Source organism: Fictibacillus sp. KU28468, from assembly GCF_026153615.1.
In the GTDB taxonomy this organism is placed as follows: Bacteria; Bacillota; Bacilli; order Bacillales; family Fictibacillaceae; genus Fictibacillus_C; species Fictibacillus_C marinisediminis.
Genome location: NZ_CP110666.1, coordinates 124,417 through 144,167, shown reverse-complemented (window position 1 = coordinate 144,167; position 19,751 = coordinate 124,417). Strand labels below are relative to the sequence as shown.

The window sequence follows — 19,751 nt, the reverse complement described above, 5'->3', positions numbered from 1 at the left end:
CATTCTCTCCTTTTATTAGTTTCTGTTCATTTCTGCCCATTGTTTTTCAAAGTTTACAAACGGATCATCAGCTGAGCCTGTTTCGCTTTTCTTGCCGTTCCATCCTTTATACACCAGGTACAGCACATAGAGGGCAAGGACACCTAAAAGTGCCGGCACATTGGAGATGGCTGCACATGCTGCAATCACGCCGGCAGCACCCCACAAGATTTTCTTAGATGTTGTTTCTGCCTTCATGAAACCCTTAACGGCAAAATATAAAATGACTAACCCGATTGCGAGTCCAATCATGTGGCCGATGTTCGCCAGCAGGGTGATCGCTGCAATTCCTCCGAGTACAAACAAACCAAATTTCTTCATTTGTTGTTACCTCCTTTCATAGTTCTAGCTTACCTGCGTTCCGGGTTTTCTATAATGTACCCCGGCTATATTTTCAGGTACGACTTGAGGCGTATTTTCATAGAATCCATAGGCTTATTAATAATAGGAGGGGGGTTAATTAGGCTGTTTTAGTAACCATTGCTGTTCTTAGGAGTGGTTGATTTCCGTTTCAGGATGTTCGCTTTCCGCGGGGCATCCGGTGAGCCTTACTGGCGCAAGCGCCTGCCTAGTCTCACCAGGAGTCTCGCACCTTGCATTCCAATCAACTCGTCAATGAAGACAAAAATATTCTAAAAACAACAATCCTTTAAAAAAGAGCCTTTAATTAAGAGGATGCATTCCCCGTCTCCGGCAAACCGTCCCATTGAAGATGCATTCAAAATTAGTTCTGAAAAATCGGCAAATGTATGTTTTTGACCTCATGAGGGAACGAGCTTTTTAAGTATTTTTATGAAAACGGATGAGTTTAGCCTCCTTTTGGGTACTTTTTTGGAAGAAAATAAATGAATTGGAGTAAATGAGGATGATCTGGTCTGACTAGGGGCTTGATTGGAGTGAGATTCGCTTAAATTTATGTGCCGTATCCTAATAGACAGACTTGTTTTTGGAATAATATGGATTTAATAATGGTCGACCTAAATTTCTATTCTCGAAATGAACCGGTTTATTCTCGAAATGGACTCATTTATTCTCAAAACCGACACACTTATTCTCGAACCGTTTATACGCGACAAATATCGACACATTTTGACCCATTCATTTCATATTTACGGGCTAAAAATACACAAATAAAAAAAACCGGCTCGAGAGTAATCCTCTCAAACCGGCTTTCTTGACTAACCTATTATCTTTTACGTCCAGGATTCGATGTCATCCTCATCGATCTCTTCTTCGTCGATCACATCTTCATACTCCGGAGAATGCTTCGGATCTTCCTGATAGCCGTGTCCATGCAGTCCTGCCGCAACCTCATTCGAGAATCCGCGGTCTGCGGGGACATGCTGCTGCAGATTACGGACTCCGTTCGCTTTGATCTCATTCTCGACCAAAAAACGGATCGAGTCCATCAAGTTCGTTTGCGAGTTGATCCAGTCAATAATGGCGGGGGCTTCATTCTTCTTCGTCTTTAACGAAATATTGTCGCCTGGCTTTTTTTGTTTCTTCATCATTACACCCCCTTACCATTTAAATTAGAGACTTATACCGGCTGTTTCGCACGATCCTTGATCGCACCGTAGATTTTTCCGCGTACGAATGCATCCAGTCCATTTGCATTCATTGTCACTGCATATTTTGCAGGAATGTAAAGAAGCTGAATTTCACGCTCATCACAAAGTTCCTTAAGCATTGGAGAAAGAATCGGATTCATCAAGATGCTGCCGCCTCCATAAACGCAGATTAAATCGATTTCGTTTCTCGCTTTAGTAAGCTGCTTGCGGATGTTGTTGATGATTTGGCGAGCTTGTCCTTCAAGCGGTCTTTTTAATGTTTTCATCGCACGCGCATGATATTTATGGTTCGGGTTCTTGATCACGTCACTGAAAAATTGACGCGGGCTGTCGGGAAGGTGGATCAAACGGTTGAACTCACTGAGTGCTTCCTCGATCGCATACCCTGCACCATGGTTGGTGCCATGCACGAACTGGCGCAAAAATTTGTTTCCTTCTGTGATCGGATACTCTGTAGAACCATCACCGATATCTGTGTGAAGGATTTTTTTGTTTTTAAAAAAGCTGCCGTTGAAGTTCTTCGGCATATCGTACGCTTCAATAAATTGGTCAAAAATATCGCCTTTTCTCCAGTTGCCGTCTTCATCTTTTTGAAGAGAGAAGGTTACTGGTGTAGCTTCCGGAATAACTTTTACAAACTCAAATTCTACTTTAACTGTAACGCGCTGCTTTCCAACATGAACCGTCACATGGTGAGGGCCGTTCATGAAACGCTTCTCAAATTTAGCTGCTGATTCATCAGAGTGCTGTGTGATCGGCAGCGCAGTCGCCATATCAACCGTTACATCAATGGATGCAGGAAGCTTTTTCTCTTCTGCAAATCCTTTTTGTACCGCTACTGCTGCGATTTGAGCGAGTGTGTTGACGATTGGCAGGTCAATCTCGTACTTGTAATCTACGCCGACCTGAATGTTTTCGATCAGTTCACCGCTTTCAAGCGCGAACTTTCCTACATAATACATACCCGCACGTGCTGCCGGGGAATCAATCGTTACGATTAAGTTATCCTGAAGGTTGCGTACAATCGTTTCAGGAGCCTGTTCTTCACTCCATGGCAGCTGGTCCACGGCACAGTTTACGTTCGGCTGCTGAAACAAACGGCCATCGATATAAATGTCATGCTCACTGTTTCCGTTATCGTTACCTACTAAAAATTGATATTGCATAGTATCTATTCCTCCTATTATTTTATCTAAAACTACCTGGTGACACAAGGTATTACTCAGCCATATAATGCTTTATGTATCGATATTTCCTGAAAAATAGAGGTACTGGAATATAGATGGCTGAAGTTCTACTATATAGAACTTCGAACGTTTTGAATAGATTCCGACACTCCTATACTTAATAATATTTGACAATTCTAGAGTAACACCTCCTATTTTTTAAGAATTCATTCAGACTGAACCTTCTGAATCTTATATTGGAAAAACTTCCTGCAACCTTACAGGACCTTTTTATGGTACAGTGACTTTTTGGTCTACTAATAGCCCGTTATGGAAAAACCTATTAGTTAATGCTTCTTTTTCCATAGATGAGCGTAATACGACGGTACGAACTGAGTTCCTTGCCGGTATTACAACCCTTCTGACAATGGCGTATATCATCGTTGTCAATCCGATGATCCTGTCTGACGCATTTTAGGCGGTATATCACTTTAAATCCATAAAAACCCTGCCTCATCCCCCTCAGCAGCGTCGCCGTAAACCTTTTATTATCGAAAATGCTTTTTTATTATCGGAATCTCCAATATATTATCGAAAAACCAAATTTATTATTGAAAACCGGAATTTTATTATCGAACAGAATAAGTACGAGTGTTTTCGACTGGATTCGACGCGTTTATTTCATCAAAATCACCAAACGAATAAAAACACTCTAACCCGTTCATAGTAAAGACGAAAAGGAGGGATCCTAAAATGAACAAACAGCGTGCACAAGAGATTGCCTCATCTCCGGTAATGGCAAACGTTACATGTGATGGTGTACCAATTTACATCCAGCATGTTGACGAGCAAGGAGAAACGGCCAGAATCTACCCGCTCGGACAGCCGGAAAATGAAAAGCAGGTTTCTCTCAGCAGTTTAATGGAACAGTAAATGCCCCTTTTACAGGGGTATTTTCTTTGTTTGGAAGAAGAATGATTAAGCTTGGAATAAGAGCGGGAATAGTACATAATGTTGAAAATAACAGCTGATTATTCTGAGGTGATCCCGAAATGCTTCATTTAGATAAAAATCATAACCCGCAAGAAAACAAAGAACTCATTGCTTCTTTTTCTGAGAATAAAGAAGATCTAAAAAGCCTGTTGAACCAGACAGACAACCTATTTCAGGAGCTGAATCCCCTGCCAGAACCAACGCATTCTCCATCCTTCTCATTTAAAAACCTGCTGCATGGTCTTCCGAAGATCTTGCTTTCCACAGCATGGCATAAAAACAAAGAACCGCTCCCGCAAATTGTAACAGATCAAGAGGGAGGCATCTATCCGGACTGGAAAAAGAAGCTCGATCAGGCATTTATTCAGCTGCAAAGGGAGATCGAACAAGAGAAAAATGTCCGGGATTACGGCGCAGCTGGCGACGGTATCACCGATGACACAGAAGCGTTCAAAAAAGCCATCGGAAACGGCAATGTAAAAGTTGTTGTTCCCGCAGGTGTATATGTCACTCGGGGAATCCGGCTCCCTTCCTATACAATGCTGATCGGTGCGGGTAAGGGAGTGACCACCATCAAGCTTCATGATAAGGCGCCCAGAAGCCGTCAGCTGTTGACCAACTCCAGCCACTGGAATGGCAACCATCATATTTATGTCCAGGGGATGAGCCTGGACTGGAATGTGGAACGTTTGAATCCGAACAAAAAGACAGCTTCAGGCAATAACCAGTCTAGCTGCCTCACGTTTGCTCATGTATCATTTGGCTGGGTAAAAGAGGTGGAAGGCATCAATCCCGGTCTGCATTGTTTTGATGTATCATCTGCCGTGTATACCTATTTCGGAGATGCTACACGGGCCCGCAGAAGCAGCCGCTATATTTGGCTTGATCAGCTGAACGGCTATGGTTTTGGCGATGATGGGATCACAACTCATCACAGCGATAATATCCTCATTTCCAATTGCCATTTGTGTGACCCAAGCGGAAGAGCCCACAAAGAAGGATTCTCGAACTCCAACGGGATTGAAGTGGACGATGGCTCTCGAAATGTCATGCTTCTTAACAATTCGACCACACGATGCTTCGGCGGTGTGGAAATCAAGGCACACCATAATTCTGCAGCCGCGAGCAACACACAGATCATCGGGCATATCTCAATCAATGACAACCGTTCTTATAATTTCCGCCATATCGGCCACCACGTTGAAACGGATCCTGAATCGAAGACGGCGTTTAATATTAAAGCCAGCCATATCGTGGCGGTTGCTCCAATTCGGACTCCTCTCTACAGGGACTCAACACCCCGGGCAATGGTGATCTCTGCTTACAAAAACGTGGCCATCAACCATTTTACCGTCATCGGAGATTCTGAATATGATTACCGGGGAGAGCCGGTCATTGCGGTCCAGTACCGATCACGGAACATTATCCTTCATGATCTGAACATCAGGGATTTTAAAACGGCAGGAGCCGACATTAAAGTATTTGGCGGCCCTCATGGCGCAGATTTAGTAGAAATCAGGAAGGTAAGGATTCAAAAATCTGCACCGACTGCCATACACATCGGCTCTAACATACAGGCGATTAAAATCAGTGACGTTCAAGCGGTTTGCGAAAAGGGGAACAAGGGACTCGTCGTTGACCATTCCCACGCGAAAATTGAAGATTTTCATTCACTCGGCTACAAAACTCCCATTTGTATAGTCAATAAGTAGCAGGATTTTTAGAATAAATTGGAGCGAGTTCCTTTAACTTGTAACCATTTCTTAACCAGTTTTCAATATATAGTCCCTATTTCTTCATATCTCCTTAACAATAAAGTGGTTTAATGAGTGTGAAAACTCAATGAGGAGGAAACAACATTGAAGAAAAAAGTCTCAATCGGCTTATCCTTGGCAATTATGGCCTCAAGCGCCATTCCAGCCTTTGCTTCAACTGCCCAGAACCATCACTTTCCCCAGAACCACAACCCGATCAAGAACATAGAATTTGAATCGATGAAAGCTCCGAGCACAATTGAAAACATGGTAAGAACATATACCGATGCAAAAGTAAAAATCACGTACAAAGACGGTACGGTAAAAGAAACTCCGTTAAATTATAATCAGCTATTCCTATCCAAAGATAAAATTGTAGACAACAAAGGCGAAAAGATTCCTGCAGGTACACCTATTGATGCAAAAGGCAATCCTATCGTTGATCGAAGCGTGCCTGACAAGCCTTCATACTATATTTCTGACGCACCCGATTCCAATAGTTTTATTACGATTGCCGGAAAAGATTACATTATCTCTCATTATGAGTACGATTCCATGGATAATGCCGGAAACGAAATTAAAGGACTCCCCGCATCCATGACACTAACTCAAGTGGACCGGAATCAAAAAACTGGCAAGCTTACTGTTAACCATGCGAAAAAAATTGATTTTTCTAACGTGAACGGCCTTTGGACGCCTTGCAACGGCTCCACAACAGATTGGGGAACTCATCTTGGCTCTGAAGAATATGAGCCGGATGCCCGTGCGTTTGAAGATCCTTCTTCTGATTCCTATCGTGATGTCACCAATTTTGCACAGCGCTACTTTGGAGATAAATCAAAAGCCAATCCTTATTTTTATGGATGGATTCCGGAGATCTCAATCAAGCCGGATGGTAATACGAACGTCGTAAAGCATTACAGCACTGGGCGTTTTTCACATGAAATTATGCAGGTGATGCCCGATCAAAAAACTGCATTGTTTGGTGATGACGGCGGGAATACGATGATGTTTATGTATGTCGCCGATCAGAAGAGAGACTTCTCTGCAGGGACTTTGTATGCGGCAAAATTCAAGCAAACCTCTTCCGATAACGGAGGCGCAGGAGACTTGCAGTGGATCAAGCTTGGCCACTCAACAGACAAAGAAGTCAAGAAAATCATCGATAACGGCACAAAATTCAGCGATATCTTTGAAACTTCGGACAAGCCTGCTCCTGGCTTTAAGGCTGTAAAAACAGCGGCCAGCAAGAAAGTCGAGTATCTTAAAGTGAAGCCAGGCATGGAAAAAGCTGCGGCTTTCTTAGAAGCACGCCGATATGGTGCATTGCTCGGTGCCACTTCTGAATTTAATAAAATGGAGGGCATTACTGTAAACAAAGCGGCTAAAAAAGCGTATATCGCCATCTCCTACGAGAATGGAAGCATGAAAAAAGAAGATATTAGCGGCGTGCAGGATGACATCCAATTGCCGGTTATTGATTCAGGAGTAACCTTTGAGTTGGATCTCAATGGACGTCAAAAAGATCATAGCAGCAACCGTATCGCCAGCCGCTATGCGCCTTCAAAAATGAAGGGTCTCCTTGTCGGTGAGGATCTTCCAAAATCTGATGCATACGGCAATACTGCCAATCCGGATAAAATAGCGAATCCAGATAATCTTACCTTCTCCAATGACATGGACACGCTATTTATCGGTGAAGACAGCTCGCATCACACCAACAACTTTGTTTGGGCCTATAATGTTAAAACGAAAAAACTTTCAAGAATACTTTCTGTTCCAGCAGGGGCTGAAGCAACGGGCTTGCGGGCGGTTGATCAGCTGAAGAATTCCCGCTATTTGCTTAGCAACTTCCAGCACCCGGGTGAAGATCTGGATGGAAAACAAATTACAGCAGTAGATAAGGAAAAGCTCGAAGATGCCATGAAAAAAGGCATAGGAATCCAGGAAACTGGCGGAGTCGGCTACCTCTCAGGACTTCCATCAGGAGATTTGAAAACAAAATAAGCTTTATGATAAAAGCCCTACCCCGTATGCGGGATAGGGCTTTCTTTGTATTATTGTGCTGGCAGCTGTTGTTCTTCTATCATCTTTTTACAGACTTGATAGCACTCCTCAATATGAGAATTACCGAGATATTTCATCGCAGCAAAACTGATACCGGCCGCTACAGCCTGTCCTACAAAAGGTACGAACTTCGTGACCTGTTTGACCGCTATGCGTTTACCTGCCTTTTTTAATAAAAGAGAAATCATCTGTTTTGTTACGACTCTGCCAGCAAACTGGCTGCCCGCTGACGTAATGAGTACAATGATTTTCCCTTTCAATGTTGCATCCATCTTCTCAATCTGGCCGGGCGCCAAGCCGAACTTCTCATTAATGGCCGGGAGCAATTCCATCATGATCGTGATGTCCGCACCCACATCCACTCCGGGAATCGGGATAACAGCGGCCGCCGCAGAAGCTGACGCCCGTTTATTAACCAGCACTCTACATTCCGTTCGGATGGCTTCCAGTTCTTCTATCGTTTTAGGAATCATGGTTATCTCCTTTTATGTAAAGCTTTGCTTTAGATTATACCCAAAACTATATGATGAATAACTAGTATTGTGCACTATTCGACCTATCAACCGCTCACTAATCACTGCAGAAAAGTAATCCAAATAAAAAGAAAGGGGCTGTCCTGAAAGTCATTCAGGCAGCTCCTTTGACGTGAAAAATCTTCAATGAAAAGTTGATTGGAGTGCAAGGTGCGAGACTCCTGCGGGACTAGCGTGACAGGTGAGACTCCCGCAGGCGCTTGCGCCAAAAAGTAGGCGTTCACGCCGGTAAGGCTCACCGCACGCCCCGCGGAAAGCGAGCAGCCTGGAGCAGAGATCAACAGCTACCAGACTTCTTGGACAGCCCCTTTACAGCGTTATTGCGCTTTTTCTTTTTTAATCTGTTTGCTTCTCAGCTGTCCGCATGCGGCGTCAATATCAGTACCGTGCTCCTGGCGGATTTTGCAGTTGATGCCCCGTTTTTTCAGTGTATCGTAAAACGTCAGCACAGACTCCTCCTCGCTTCGCTGATATTGGCTGTGTTCGTCTACTGGATTGTACGGAATAAGGTTGACGTAGACCTTTTGCTTTTTATCCTGGAGCAAATCAGCGAGTTGTTCTGCTTCTTCCTTATGATCATTAACATCTCTTAATAAAATGTACTCAATCGTAATTCTCTTGTTTGTTTTTTCTAAATAATAATCCAAGGATTCCATTAATTTTTCAATAGGAATCGCACGGTTTATTTTCATGATGCGTGTCCGTAATTCATTATTCGGTGCATGAAGGGAGATCGCCAAATTCACGGGTAGCTGAGAGTCAGCAAATTCATAAATCCTGTTGGCGAGTCCGCTTGTAGAAACCGTGATATGACGCGCGCCAATCGCGAGTCCTTTATGATTAATCACCACTTTTATGAAATCAATCATATTTTCAAAGTTATCAAATGGCTCTCCAATCCCCATGACAACGATATGGCTCACTTTTTCATCCTGATTTCTTTGATCAAGATGAAGCTGGACGTTCATGATCTGCTCGACGATCTCACCGCTCGATAAGTCGCGGCTTTTGGCCAGTAAACCGCTCGCACAGAAACTGCAGCCAATGTTGCAGCCGACCTGGGTCGTCACACAAACAGACAAGCCGTATTTGTGCTTCATTAATACCGTTTCGATCAAGTTACCGTCCCGCAGCTTGAACAAAAACTTGATCGTGCCATCCTCTGATTCCTGCTTCACATGCTGCTGCATCGTCTGGAACTCGAAGCTTTCTGAAAGCATTTCGATGCATTCCTTTTTTACATCGCTCATTTCAGAAAAGGAAGTGACTCGTTTTCTATATAGATATTCCCAAACCAGGGATGCTTGATATGGTTTATGGCCCCGTTCTAATAGCGAGGCAGCCAGCTGTTCAAATGTTAATCCATAGATGGATTCCTTTACCATTTTTTTACCCTCTTTTCAAAACATATAATGAACTGTCCCAAAAGACAGCATACTATTTCGTAACCACCTGTTATCTTACCATAAAAAGTCTGGGTATTCAGTGGCGCTGTTTTGTCTTCTTTGGACCATTCTGACCATCCTTTATCCTTCTTAATCTTGAAAAGCAATGAAAGACATTTGTTTCCAATTTTATGTATAATTGCATTAGGTACTTGCTTAGGGGGGGTAGGATGGAATCCCAAAATTACGTGCTGCATGACAAAAGCAATGAATTTTATTGGGAAGGTGATGGACAGCTTTCAATTAAAACGTTTAGGTATGGCCGGGCCCTTTACAAAACGAACCGGGGTTTCTTTGCGGTGGAAGAAGGCCGATATCTTCTTTTAAATGAAGGTGCCTATACGATTGCTATTGAAGAAGAAACTGAGGTGGAGTCTTTCTGTTTATTCTTCAGAAAAGGGCTTGCCGAGGAAGTGCTGAGGACGTTGAAAGCTGATTCCGGCAATCTTTTGGCCGATCCTTTTAAACCGCTAAATTCTGTCGATTTCTTTTCTTCAGCTCTCTCTACCCAAAAATCGACTATTTCCGGGGAAATATGACTACAAAAAGCGATTCTCTTTGGAAGAAAGAACAGTTTCAGCAATTGATGGAAACGATTGTGAGGGAACAGTTTCATGCAGTTATGGAGCCAGAGGCACTGCCTTCGTTAAAAATGGGAACACGGGAGGCACTGTACAGAAGAATCAGTACCGCACATGAATATATTCGCGCCTTTTATCATCAGCCGGTAACCTTACAGCAGATTTCCCAAGCTGCTTCTCTATCGACGAATCATCTCCTAAGGAACTATTCGGCCATCTATGGATGCACACCTCACCAGCACGTCACAGCGCTGCGAATCGAAAAAGCTAAACAACTATTAATTAAAACAGAAAAGACGATGACCGATATAGCCTTTAACCTGGGATTTGAGACCCCCTCTTCTTTCAGCAAAATGTTCAAACAGCATACAGGGATCTCTCCGCTACAGTTTCGAAAAAAAGTGATTTTGGATAAGAAATAGCAGCAACAACCATTTATGATGAAGAAGAAAGAACAAAAGAGGAGAGATGGTTAATGGAAGTAACAGCGATACATAAAATTGGACAGATTGGAGTTCCTGTAAAAGACCTGGAAAGAGCCGTTGATTTTTATCAAAACGACTTAGGGCTTCAACTCCTTTTTCAAAACAAAAACATGGCATTCTTTGAGTGCAGCGGCCTTCGTTTAATGCTCAGCCTGCCTGAGAATGAAACATTTGCCCATCCCAGTTCCGTCATCTATTTCCAAGTGACTCATATTAAGAGTGCTTATGAAGATATGCTTAAAAAAGGTGCTGCGTTTGTAAGCGAACCTCACCTGATTGCTAAAATGGGACAAACCGAAACGTGGATGGCTTTCTTTAACGATACAGAAGGAAATACACATGCCTTGATGAGTGAGGCAGAGGTTTAAAAAAGGAGAAGAAAGGATACCTGAAATAAGGTAACTTTAGAAATAGGAATGAGGTGAAGGGATGAAGATTGGAATTATTGGGTTGGGTGACATTGCAGCAAAGGCCTACTTGCCTGTTCTTTCTGAAAAAGAAGGGATAGAGCTGGTGCTTTGTACAAGGAATACCGAAACTCTCAATAGATTGTCCGAAAAATATCGAATTCAGGAAAAGGTACCGACAGTTGATGAGCTCATAACAAAGGGCATTGATGCAGCGTTTGTGAGTACAGCGACAGAGGCACATTTTGAAATCGCTGAAAAACTGCTAAAAAGCGGAATCCATACTTACATAGATAAACCTATATCCATGAGCCTTCAGGAAACCGAGAACATTGTAAAGCTCGCAAAAGAAAGCGGCAGTATCGCCATGGCTGGTTTCAACAGAAGGTTTATACCAAAGGTGAATGAGCTTATAGAACACGGGAAAGCAAGCTTAATCCTTATGCAAAAAAACAGATATTCGTCTCCGGATTTTATACGAAGATTTGTTGTTGAAGATTTTATCCATGTGGTAGATACACTTCGATTTTTAATGGATACTGAGGTGTTGGATGTAAAGATACAGTTTTTAAGGAATGGGGAAATGCTTGATCACTTGATCATTCAGCTTATTGGTGATGGATGTATTGCTATGGGAATCATGAACAGAAATGGCGGGGTGACAGAGGAAATCATTGAATACCATACTCGCAGCGATAAATATGTCGTTAACAGTCTGGTGGAAACCACACATTATCATAATAAAGAGATCAGCATGTCTAAATTTGGTGACTGGGAGCCCACGCTGTATAAACGAGGCTTCTATCAAATTGTCGATCATTTTATCGAATGCATTCAAAATAATAAGTTACCTGATCCATCGATTGATGATTCGCTTTTAACGCATGAGATCTGTGAGAGAATCGTAAAAGCTATAGATTCAAAAGTTTAATAGAACTAAAAAAACCTCAGCAGACAATCTGCTGAGGTTTTACAATACAAATTATTGTGCAGTATAGCCGCCATCCAAAACGATGGCTTGTCCTGTAATACTTTTTGCTTTGTCGCTTGAAAGGAACATTGCGTAGTCAGCGATCTCACTTACTTCCAATAAACGTTTTTGCGGAACTAACGGGTAGATGACTTCTTCAAGAACACTTTCCAAAGAAACGTTTCTTGTTTTCGCTAAATCTTCCATCTGGCCGCGTACGAGAGGCGTGTCAACATATCCTGGACAAAGGGTATTTACTGTTACTCCGTGAGTAGCAGACTCTAATGCCGCAGCCTTTGTTAGACCGATCACACCATGTTTTACACTGTTGTATGCTGCTTTTCAAGCAAACCCAATAAGTCCGTTAATGGAAGCCACGTTGATAATGCGTCCGAACCCTTGCTCTTTCATGATTGGGAATGCATGTTTAATCGCGATGAATGGAGCAGTCAGCATGATTTTAATCATTAGTTCGAATTTAGCAGCCGGGAACTCTTCGATAGGAGACACGTGCTGTAATCCTGCATTGTTGATGAGCACATCTACACGGCCGTATTCTTTATGAGCAGCTTCGATTATAATATCTTCATTACAAATTCAGATTTTAACTTCATGGCGCCAAAACCGTCAATTTTGCAATCAATATCGTGCAAAAAGGCTGCCAGCCCCGTAGGTATACTCTGAGCTGCATTTTGGGCGGTTAGGCAATTTAGACAAGACAATCATTTCTCCATTCGTTTTTGTTCATTTTACCATATAAAAATTTTTTGAATTTGTTTCAATTGATCCCTCTGTTGATCTCCCTATCCCACTTTTTCATTTTTTTCACAAGTGTCGAGTGATCGACTCCTAAATATTCTGCGGCCTTTCTGATGGAGGGTTTCTTGTGAAGCGCATCCATAATCACTCTTTTTTCAAACTGTTCCATTCTTTGTTTGAAAGTATGAACAGACTCTGAGTTACCATGAATACTAAAGTGGGGCGGCAGATCAACCGGTTCAATAGTAAGTGATGGCACCGAAACAATCATGCTCTCAACTAAATTCCTTAATTCTCTCACATTCCCCGGCCAATGGTAGCTTTGTAAAATTTGTTTGGTTTCGGGTGATACACGCTTTTCGATATTAAATAGTTTACAGAAATAGGTGAAAAAATGATCCAGTAAGACTTCGATGTCCTCAGGACGCTGGCTTAATGGAGGAATAGCTATTTCTATCACTTGCAGCCTGTAATATAAGTCTTCTCGAAATTTTCCTTTTTCCACTAACTCTTTTAAATGTTTATTTGTTGCTGAAATGATTCTAATGTCTAGTTGCTTTACTTTGCTGCTGCCTAATTTTTGAATTTGTTTCTCTTGCAGGACACGAAGCAACTTGACTTGCAGAGACAATGGAAGTTCCCCTACTTCATCCAGCAAAACTGTCCCCTTGTCCGCCAGTTCCAGCAGGCCGACTTTCCCTTCCTGCCTTGCTCCGGTAAACGCCCCTTTTTCATAACCAAAAAGCTCAGATTCCAGCAGCTGTTCAGGGATAGCCCCGCAGTTCACTTTAATAAAAGGCATATCTTTTCTGTCACTTAATTGGTGAACTAAATTAGCAATAACCTCTTTCCCCGCTCCTGAAGGACCAGATAGCAATATACTTGTTGGGTATGAAGCGATTTGTTTTACTTTTTCTATAATTCCCTTCATTTGAATGCTTTGAAAGACTACTTTTTCATCATTTCCCTCCGTGGAAAAGGTATATCGATTCTGACTCATTTCAGAAAAGCTTTTTGCCTTCTTCAACTCATTTGTCAGTTCATTTAGCTGAGTAATGTCTCTGACACTGGTTACAACCATTTGAATCTCGCCTGATTCATCGAAAACGGGAGTTCCCGTGACCATGACATCTTTTTGCTGGCCGATTCGCTGAAGAATCGATCTGCGTTTTTTATCCTGCAGGACAAGGAGTGAGACAGATTGATCAAAGAAGCCGTGGTTCATCAAATCGCCCATGTGATGACCGATAAGTCTTTCCCTTTTGATTCCTGACATAGCCTCGTAAGCTGAATTCACAATGAGTGTAGTTCCTTCACTATTAACGACATAAATGCCATCCGTAGAAAATTCGATGATTTTTTCCATTTGCTTGAGTAATGAACGATAATGTTCGATTTGAGAAATATCCTGAATAACACTCACAGCACCAATGAGCTGATTTTCCTTATATAAGGGAGTTTTATTCACCATACATTGCAACCCTGCTATCGTCATTTTCGCTCCGAGTGTGCTCTTGCCACTATTAAGAACTTGGTGGATTGGTGAATTAGGAACAAAATCACGAATATCTTTGCCCACTAAGTCTTGGTGTTCTTGTTTTATTAGTTTTTGTGCTGAGGAATTTATGAATAAAATCCTGTTATTATGGTCCACTACAATGACCCCGTTGGACATCGAGGAGAAAATGCTTTCTAAAATTTCTTTGTTCACAGTAAGTGGTTTCATCGGAATCTCTGCCTCCTGCAAGAAGCGGTGAAAATTATCACCAAACGGTGACGATTTTCACCGTCTTTAGTCTCTGTTACACCAACAATTCTTTTTATTATGGTGAATTCTATCACCATTATTTGCTTTAGACAATGTAAATTCTTATATAAAATAAGCATTTTTAATATTGGCATGAATCTTGCATTATAAAAAGGCAAGGAGGTTGAGAATGGAAATTAAAGAGTTATTCATTAATGGTAAATGGGAATCAAAAGAAAGAACCTATGCACTGCACTCTCCTTATAGCGGGGATGTTATTGCTAACATTAGTATGGCAGATGAGGCAGATGTAAAAAAAGCCATTGAAGGAGCAAAAACAGCCTATGAAACGATGAAAGTGATGCCTGCCTATAAGCGCTCAGAGATTTTGCTGAATGTGGTCCAACTTCACCGTGAAAGAAAGGAAGAGTTGGCACGAATTGTTGCACTTGAGGCCGGAAAGCCCATTCGAACAGCACGTGGCGAAATAGACCGCACCATTGCTACCTATCAATTTGCAGCTGAAGAGGCAAAACGGATCTATGGAGAAACCATTCCAATGGATGCCGCTCCTGGAGGCGAGAATCGGCTAGGACTTACATGGAGAGAACCATTAGGTGTTGTCGTTGCAATCAGCCCCTTTAATTTTCCGGTTAATCTCGTCGCGCATAAACTAGGACCAGCCTTTGCTGCGGGAAATACTGTTGTATTGAAACCGGCTGAACAAACACCTTTAAGCGCGTTATTAATCGCTGAGATCTTCAAGCAAGCCGGCCTTCCGGATGGAGCTCTTCAAGTGATAACAGGCAGCGGAAGAGAGCTTAGTGACGCTCTTATTATTGATGAAAGAGTTAAAAAAGTAACCTTCACAGGGAGTGCAGAGGTAGGTAAACTGATTAAATCAAAAGCCGGGTTGAGGAAAGTAACATTAGAACTTGGTTCCAATTCAGGGTTAATTGTTGAACCGGATGTCCCGCTGGAAAAAATTGTGCCCCGATGTGTAGAAGGAGCATTTTCCTTTGCAGGCCAGGTTTGTATTTCACTGCAAAGAATTTATGTTCATGATTCCATTTATGATGAGTTTTGTAAGCGTTTTATTGAAGAGGCAAAAAATTTAACAGCCGGCGACCCTCTCGATGAAAAAACCGATATTAGTGCCATGATCAACCTTAAGGAAACAGAGCGAATTGAGTCATGGGTCCAGGAAGCAAATGAGCAGGGAGCTGACATTGCACTAGGCGGTAAACGCGACGGTTCGGTCTTCCCGCCAACCGTACTATTGAATGTGAAAAAAGATATGGCGGTTTCCTGCCAAGAAACATTTGCTCCCGTTGTCTCAATCGTTCCCTACCATGGACTGGATGAAGCCATCCATATGGTCAATGATTCTTCGTATGGATTAAATGTGGCTATCTATACCCAAAACATCCTTCATGCAATACATGCGGCCAAAAAGCTGGAGTCAGGCGGAGTCATTATTAATGATATCCCAACCTTTAGGCTGGATCATATGCCTTATGGCGGAGTAAAGGACAGCGGCTATGGACGTGAAGGAATTAAATATGCCGTTGAAGAAATGACAGAATTAAAATTCGTTACCATAAAAACAGCATTTTAAGGAGGAGAAGTACTTTGGCAAATATTATTAAACCTAACCCAAAGCTTTATGTAATGGATAATGGCCGTATGAGAATGGATAAAAACTGGATGATTGCGATGCACAGTCCAGCAACAGTGGAGAATCCCAATACACCAGCTGAGTTTGTCGAGTTCCCTGTCTATACTGTACTCATCGACCATCCAGCAGGTAAAATTCTTTTTGATACTGCTTGCAATCCTAGCTCAATGGGGCCAGAAGGCCGGTGGGGGAAAGCAACTCAGCAAATGTTTCCAATCAATATGGGGGAGGAATGTTATCTTCATAACCGCCTGGAGGAGCTAGATGTAAGACCCGAAGATATTAAATACGTAATAGCATCCCACCTTCACCTTGACCACGCTGGGTGCTTGGAGTTATTTACAAATGCGACAATCATCGTTCATGAAGATGAGCTGAACGGTGCCCTTCAAACGTATGCCCGCAATGAAAAAGAAGGAGCATACATCTGGGGAGATATTGATGCCTGGATAAAAAATAATCTTCAATGGAAAACCATAAAACGAAGTGAAGACAATCTTGAATTAGCAGAAGGAATTAATATCCTTAATTTTGGAAGCGGACATGCATGGGGTATGCTTGGCCTTCAGATTAACATGCCAGAAACAGGCGGGATTATACTCGCCTCAGATGCTATCTATACAGCTGAAAGCTTCGGACCGCCGATCAAGCCGCCTGGCATTATCTATGATTCACTGGGCTATTCCAACGCAGTTGAGAAAATACGCAGAATCGCGAAACAAACAGGTTCCCAAGTCTGGTTTGGACACGATGCTGACCAATTTAAAACATTCCGCAAATCTACTGAAGGATATTACGAATAAAATAGAGGGGGAAAAACAATGAGTGTCGCAAAGTTAGTTTTCACCCCATTAAGCTACACAGGATGGGGATCACTGAAGGAATTGCTGCCCGAAGTTGCAAAGTATGCGCCAAAGAGAATCCTTGTTATCACAGATCCAATGCTGGCCAAGATAGGAATCGCTCAACGCGTAACAGGACCGCTTGAAGAACAGGGCTATTCTGTCACTTTATACACGGACGTCGTTCCTGAACCTCCTGTAGCAACAGGAGAAAAGCTGGTTTCCTTTACCCGTGAAGGAGAATTTGACATGGTCGTCGGTGTAGGCGGCGGAAGCGCACTCGATTTGGCCAAATTAGCTTCAGTATTGGCTGTGCATGATGGTTCTGCAGCTGATTACTTAAACTTATCCGGCTCTAAAAATGTAGAAAAAAAAGGGTTGCCTAAAATCCTCATTCCGACTACATCCGGAACCGGTTCAGAGGTGACAAATATCTCTGTCCTCTCCTTAGAGACCACAAAAGACGTGGTGACACACGATTATCTTCTCGCAGATGTAGCCATTATTGATCCGGAGCTGACCGTATCGGTTCCCGCCAAAGTAACGGCAGCTACGGGAATTGATGCATTAACCCATGCAGTGGAAGCCTATATTTCAGTGAATGCAAGCCCTGCCACTGATGGCTTAGCCCTGCAGGCGATCCGCTTAATAGGACGATCCCTTCGGAAGGCCGTTACAGACGGAAATAACCGGCAAGCAAGAATTGATATGAGCAATGGGAGTTATATCGCAGGCCTTGCATTCTTTAACGCTGGAGTAGCAGGAGTCCATGCCTTGGCTTACCCGCTGGGCGGGCAATTTCACATTTCCCACGGTGAATCGAACGCCGTCCTTCTTCCCTATGTAATGGGTTATATTCGGAAAAGCTGCACAAAGCGTATGGCGGACATCTTAAATGCCCTGGGTGGAAATTCTGCCTACTTATCCGAAGAAGAAGCTTCCTATAAATGTGTAGAAGAACTCCAGAGGCTTGTGAGTGATGTTGGAATCCCAGCTGCTTTATCTGGCTTCAATGTACCGGATTCAGCACTGGAGAGCTTAACACAGGATGGAGTAAAGCAAAAAAGAATCCTGGCCAGAAGTCCTCTTCCTTTATTAGAAGGCGATATTAGGAAAATATATCAAGCCGCCTTTAATGGTACGATCGTAGAGCCAACTTAATTAATAAGAAATGTAAAACGCCAGAACAATGTTTTGGCGTTTTTTTATTTTCTTTTCATGTCAGCAGATTATTTTAGCTGATGAACCTACAGCAAGCCCTGATTCTAAAACAGCCCATGGAATTGTCCAACTAATAGCAAGTGAAGGAAATTCCAGTAAAATAAAATTCCAAAAAAACACCTGCCACCAAATAGATGGATAGGTGTTTCTTTAATGACAAAAATGGTTTTTAATAAATTAGGGAGATCCAAGAAAATATTTTTATGGTATGATAGTTAGATTGTTTACCAGCCATGTGACACATTTACATTCATCTAAGAAAAGAGGCAGTTATGCACGCCGCAGAATTATCCAAGCGACATTGGTTACTCATCTTTACACTTACTTTATTAACATTTGTTCTCGGGACAAGCGAATTTGTTATCGTTGGAATCTTAACCGATATTTCCTCGAGTCTTCATATAACTAATGCGAAAGCAGGTACACTCGTTTCTGCATTTGCAATTACGTTTGCCATTGGCACACCAATCGTAATGTCAGCCACAAGCCATTTTTCAAAGCGTAAATGGATGTTGTTTTTGATAGGATCGTTCATTATCCTGAATGCTTTGTGCGTGTTTTCGACGAGCTACATCATACTCCTTGCACTTCGGATGATGACGGCGATTGTAACAGGAGTTTTAATCTCTCTTGCTATGATTGTTGCAAGTGAAACCATGCCGATCGCAAAACGCGGACTTGCTATATCCTTCGTTTTCGGTGGTTTTACTCTTGCAAACGTGATTGGGGTACCGATAGGCACGGTCATCGCTCAATGGTACAACTGGAATTCAACCTTCCTGTTTACGACTCTTCTGGGGGGAATTTCATTTTTGGCATCTTTCTTCATTTTGCCTAAAATGCACAGTCAAATTCGCAGTTCGATGCGTGATCAATTTTCTTTATTGACACACCCACGAATCTTAATGGCTTTTTTCATTCCATCACTTGGTTTTGGAGCGACGTATGCCATTTATACGTATCTGGTCCCGATCCTGAAAGGAATGGAAGCACCACGTAGTTCAATTAGTTTGATCTTGTTTGGCTACGGATTTATTTCGATTTTCAGCAACATACTCGCTGGTAAAATTGCCAGCTACAATGCTATTGGACGCCTTAGGTTTGTTTTCTTTTTGCAGGCTTTGGTTCTGATCAGTTTATATTGGACGACAAATCATTTTATCTTTGGATTGGTTAACATAGGCTTGATGTCATTAATGGCCATCCTTTTAACAACATCCACACAGCTTTATTTGATAGACCTTGCCCGTATTTATCAGCCAAAAGCAACAGGACTCGCTGCTTCCCTGATGCCAGTCGCAAGCAATGTAGGTATTGCCTTTGGTTCCGCATTAGGCGGATTCGTTTACCATCAAGGAAACTTGATGAATGTGACATGGGTCGGGGGACTGGTTGCTATCTTTGCAAGTCTTCTAACTTTCCAAAGTCATCGCTTAGACCAAAAACCACAAAAGAAAGCAGCGTAACAGTTAATCAAATAAAATATAAAAAAG

At 42.4% G+C, this 19,751-nt stretch carries 18 protein-coding genes and 2 pseudogenes; 11 read left to right on the top strand and 9 right to left on the bottom strand.

The annotated features are described in order from the left end of the window. Positions 1 to 15: 15 nt before the first annotated feature. The 3 genes from OKX00_RS00770 to OKX00_RS00760 form a co-directional block, all read right to left on the bottom strand. The gene (locus tag OKX00_RS00770) at positions 16 to 360 is read right to left on the bottom strand and encodes a lmo0954 family membrane protein (RefSeq protein ID WP_053356357.1); all 345 of its coding nucleotides are present in this window, start codon (positions 358 to 360) and stop codon (positions 16 to 18) included. A gap of 872 nt (positions 361 to 1,232) precedes the next feature. Beyond that, positions 1,233 to 1,550, bottom strand: coding sequence for a hypothetical protein (locus OKX00_RS00765; protein ID WP_265409033.1), 318 nt, complete (start codon positions 1,548 to 1,550; stop codon positions 1,233 to 1,235). A 29-nt stretch (positions 1,551 to 1,579) separates the two neighbouring features. Continuing rightward, positions 1,580 to 2,776: a ParM/StbA family protein gene (locus OKX00_RS00760; RefSeq protein WP_265409032.1), complete on the bottom strand. Its 1,197-nt coding sequence runs from the start codon at positions 2,774 to 2,776 to the stop codon at positions 1,580 to 1,582. A gap of 753 nt (positions 2,777 to 3,529) precedes the next feature. Here OKX00_RS00760 and OKX00_RS00755 point away from each other — a divergent pair. The 3 genes from OKX00_RS00755 to OKX00_RS00745 all read left to right on the top strand — a co-directional run bounded on the left by OKX00_RS00755 (position 3,530) and on the right by OKX00_RS00745 (position 7,530). Further along, positions 3,530 to 3,709: a small acid-soluble spore protein H gene (locus OKX00_RS00755; RefSeq protein WP_062238123.1), complete on the top strand. Its 180-nt coding sequence runs from the start codon at positions 3,530 to 3,532 to the stop codon at positions 3,707 to 3,709. Between the two features lie 119 nt (positions 3,710 to 3,828). Then, the gene (locus OKX00_RS00750; RefSeq protein ID WP_265409031.1) at positions 3,829 to 5,481 is read left to right on the top strand and encodes a glycosyl hydrolase family 28-related protein; all 1,653 of its coding nucleotides are present in this window, start codon (positions 3,829 to 3,831) and stop codon (positions 5,479 to 5,481) included. A gap of 147 nt (positions 5,482 to 5,628) precedes the next feature. Continuing rightward, positions 5,629 to 7,530, top strand: a complete 1,902-nt coding sequence (locus OKX00_RS00745) for a PhoX family protein (protein WP_265409030.1) — start codon at positions 5,629 to 5,631, stop codon at positions 7,528 to 7,530. 50 nt (positions 7,531 to 7,580) lie between these two features. On the opposite strand, the gene OKX00_RS00740 is transcribed toward OKX00_RS00745, so the two are convergent. The 3 genes from OKX00_RS00740 to rlmN all read right to left on the bottom strand — a co-directional run bounded on the left by OKX00_RS00740 (position 7,581) and on the right by rlmN (position 9,508). Further along, positions 7,581 to 8,063 (bottom strand): hypothetical protein, encoded by a 483-nt coding sequence (locus OKX00_RS00740; protein ID WP_265409029.1) that lies wholly within the window; start codon positions 8,061 to 8,063, stop codon positions 7,581 to 7,583. A gap of 101 nt (positions 8,064 to 8,164) precedes the next feature. Further along, the gene (locus OKX00_RS00735) at positions 8,165 to 8,404 is read right to left on the bottom strand and encodes a hypothetical protein (protein WP_265409028.1); all 240 of its coding nucleotides are present in this window, start codon (positions 8,402 to 8,404) and stop codon (positions 8,165 to 8,167) included. A gap of 36 nt (positions 8,405 to 8,440) precedes the next feature. After that, positions 8,441 to 9,508, bottom strand: a complete 1,068-nt coding sequence (gene rlmN / locus OKX00_RS00730) for a dual-specificity RNA methyltransferase RlmN (protein ID WP_265409027.1) — start codon at positions 9,506 to 9,508, stop codon at positions 8,441 to 8,443. Positions 9,509 to 9,738: 230 nt separating this feature from the next. Between rlmN and OKX00_RS00725 the strand changes: the two genes are divergently transcribed. The 4 genes from OKX00_RS00725 to OKX00_RS00710 all read left to right on the top strand — a co-directional run bounded on the left by OKX00_RS00725 (position 9,739) and on the right by OKX00_RS00710 (position 11,972). Beyond that, positions 9,739 to 10,107 (top strand): hypothetical protein, encoded by a 369-nt coding sequence (locus OKX00_RS00725; RefSeq protein WP_265409026.1) that lies wholly within the window; start codon positions 9,739 to 9,741, stop codon positions 10,105 to 10,107. After that, positions 10,104 to 10,571 (top strand): helix-turn-helix domain-containing protein, encoded by a 468-nt coding sequence (locus OKX00_RS00720; protein WP_265409025.1) that lies wholly within the window; start codon positions 10,104 to 10,106, stop codon positions 10,569 to 10,571. Before OKX00_RS00725 ends, OKX00_RS00720 begins: the two co-directional genes overlap by 4 nt. Positions 10,572 to 10,624: 53 nt before the next feature. Continuing rightward, positions 10,625 to 11,002, top strand: a complete 378-nt coding sequence (locus tag OKX00_RS00715) for a VOC family protein (RefSeq protein ID WP_265409024.1) — start codon at positions 10,625 to 10,627, stop codon at positions 11,000 to 11,002. 61 nt (positions 11,003 to 11,063) lie between these two features. Continuing rightward, on the top strand, positions 11,064 to 11,972 hold the full coding sequence (locus tag OKX00_RS00710; protein ID WP_265409023.1) for a Gfo/Idh/MocA family protein: 909 nt from the start codon (positions 11,064 to 11,066) through the stop codon (positions 11,970 to 11,972). A gap of 51 nt (positions 11,973 to 12,023) precedes the next feature. On the opposite strand, the pseudogene OKX00_RS00705 reads toward OKX00_RS00710, so the two are convergent. The 3 genes and pseudogenes from OKX00_RS00705 to OKX00_RS00695 form a co-directional block, all read right to left on the bottom strand. Beyond that, a pseudogene (locus OKX00_RS00705) lies at positions 12,024 to 12,554 on the bottom strand (3-hydroxybutyrate dehydrogenase); the annotation flags it as partial. 32 nt (positions 12,555 to 12,586) lie between these two features. Continuing rightward, positions 12,587 to 12,661: pseudogene (locus tag OKX00_RS23280) on the bottom strand (PhnA domain-containing protein); the annotation flags it as partial. Positions 12,662 to 12,789: 128 nt separating this feature from the next. Further along, entirely contained in the window at positions 12,790 to 14,496 is a 1,707-nt protein-coding gene (locus OKX00_RS00695; protein WP_265409022.1) for a sigma 54-interacting transcriptional regulator, read from the bottom strand. Positions 14,497 to 14,707: 211 nt separating this feature from the next. Between OKX00_RS00695 and OKX00_RS00690 the strand changes: the two genes are divergently transcribed. The 4 genes from OKX00_RS00690 (at position 14,708) to OKX00_RS00675 (ending at position 19,724) form a co-directional block, all read left to right on the top strand. Then, positions 14,708 to 16,135, top strand: a complete 1,428-nt coding sequence (locus OKX00_RS00690) for an aldehyde dehydrogenase family protein (protein WP_265409021.1) — start codon at positions 14,708 to 14,710, stop codon at positions 16,133 to 16,135. A 14-nt stretch (positions 16,136 to 16,149) separates the two neighbouring features. Further along, positions 16,150 to 16,998 (top strand): AhlS family quorum-quenching N-acyl homoserine lactonase, encoded by an 849-nt coding sequence (gene ahlS, locus OKX00_RS00685; RefSeq protein ID WP_256225191.1) that lies wholly within the window; start codon positions 16,150 to 16,152, stop codon positions 16,996 to 16,998. A gap of 18 nt (positions 16,999 to 17,016) precedes the next feature. Further along, complete coding sequence (locus OKX00_RS00680) at positions 17,017 to 18,198, top strand: iron-containing alcohol dehydrogenase (RefSeq protein WP_265409020.1); 1,182 nt, start codon at positions 17,017 to 17,019, stop codon at positions 18,196 to 18,198. A gap of 332 nt (positions 18,199 to 18,530) precedes the next feature. Further along, a complete protein-coding gene (locus OKX00_RS00675; RefSeq protein WP_265409019.1) occupies positions 18,531 to 19,724 on the top strand; it encodes an MFS transporter in 1,194 nt (397 codons plus the stop codon). Positions 19,725 to 19,751 lie beyond the last annotated feature (27 nt).

Excerpts from the sequence above, each read along its gene's own strand:
- OKX00_RS00695 (WP_265409022.1), bottom strand. The coding sequence starts at position 14,496 with ATGAAACCACTTACTGTGAACAAAGAAATTTTAGAAAGCATTTTCTCC.
- OKX00_RS00725 (WP_265409026.1), top strand. The coding sequence starts at position 9,739 with ATGGAATCCCAAAATTACGTGCTGCATGACAAAAGCAATGAATTTTAT.
- OKX00_RS00715 (WP_265409024.1), top strand. The coding sequence starts at position 10,625 with ATGGAAGTAACAGCGATACATAAAATTGGACAGATTGGAGTTCCTGTA.
- OKX00_RS00740 (WP_265409029.1), bottom strand. The coding sequence starts at position 8,063 with ATGATTCCTAAAACGATAGAAGAACTGGAAGCCATCCGAACGGAATGT.
- OKX00_RS00690 (WP_265409021.1), top strand. The coding sequence starts at position 14,708 with ATGGAAATTAAAGAGTTATTCATTAATGGTAAATGGGAATCAAAAGAA.
- OKX00_RS00755 (WP_062238123.1), top strand. The coding sequence starts at position 3,530 with ATGAACAAACAGCGTGCACAAGAGATTGCCTCATCTCCGGTAATGGCA.
- rlmN (WP_265409027.1), bottom strand. The coding sequence starts at position 9,508 with ATGGTAAAGGAATCCATCTATGGATTAACATTTGAACAGCTGGCTGCC.
- OKX00_RS00675 (WP_265409019.1), top strand. The coding sequence starts at position 18,531 with ATGCACGCCGCAGAATTATCCAAGCGACATTGGTTACTCATCTTTACA.
- OKX00_RS00760 (WP_265409032.1), bottom strand. The coding sequence starts at position 2,776 with ATGCAATATCAATTTTTAGTAGGTAACGATAACGGAAACAGTGAGCAT.
- OKX00_RS00770 (WP_053356357.1), bottom strand. The coding sequence starts at position 360 with ATGAAGAAATTTGGTTTGTTTGTACTCGGAGGAATTGCAGCGATCACC.
- OKX00_RS00720 (WP_265409025.1), top strand. The coding sequence starts at position 10,104 with ATGACTACAAAAAGCGATTCTCTTTGGAAGAAAGAACAGTTTCAGCAA.
- OKX00_RS00680 (WP_265409020.1), top strand. The coding sequence starts at position 17,017 with ATGAGTGTCGCAAAGTTAGTTTTCACCCCATTAAGCTACACAGGATGG.
- OKX00_RS00750 (WP_265409031.1), top strand. The coding sequence starts at position 3,829 with ATGCTTCATTTAGATAAAAATCATAACCCGCAAGAAAACAAAGAACTC.
- OKX00_RS00765 (WP_265409033.1), bottom strand. The coding sequence starts at position 1,550 with ATGATGAAGAAACAAAAAAAGCCAGGCGACAATATTTCGTTAAAGACG.
- OKX00_RS00710 (WP_265409023.1), top strand. The coding sequence starts at position 11,064 with ATGAAGATTGGAATTATTGGGTTGGGTGACATTGCAGCAAAGGCCTAC.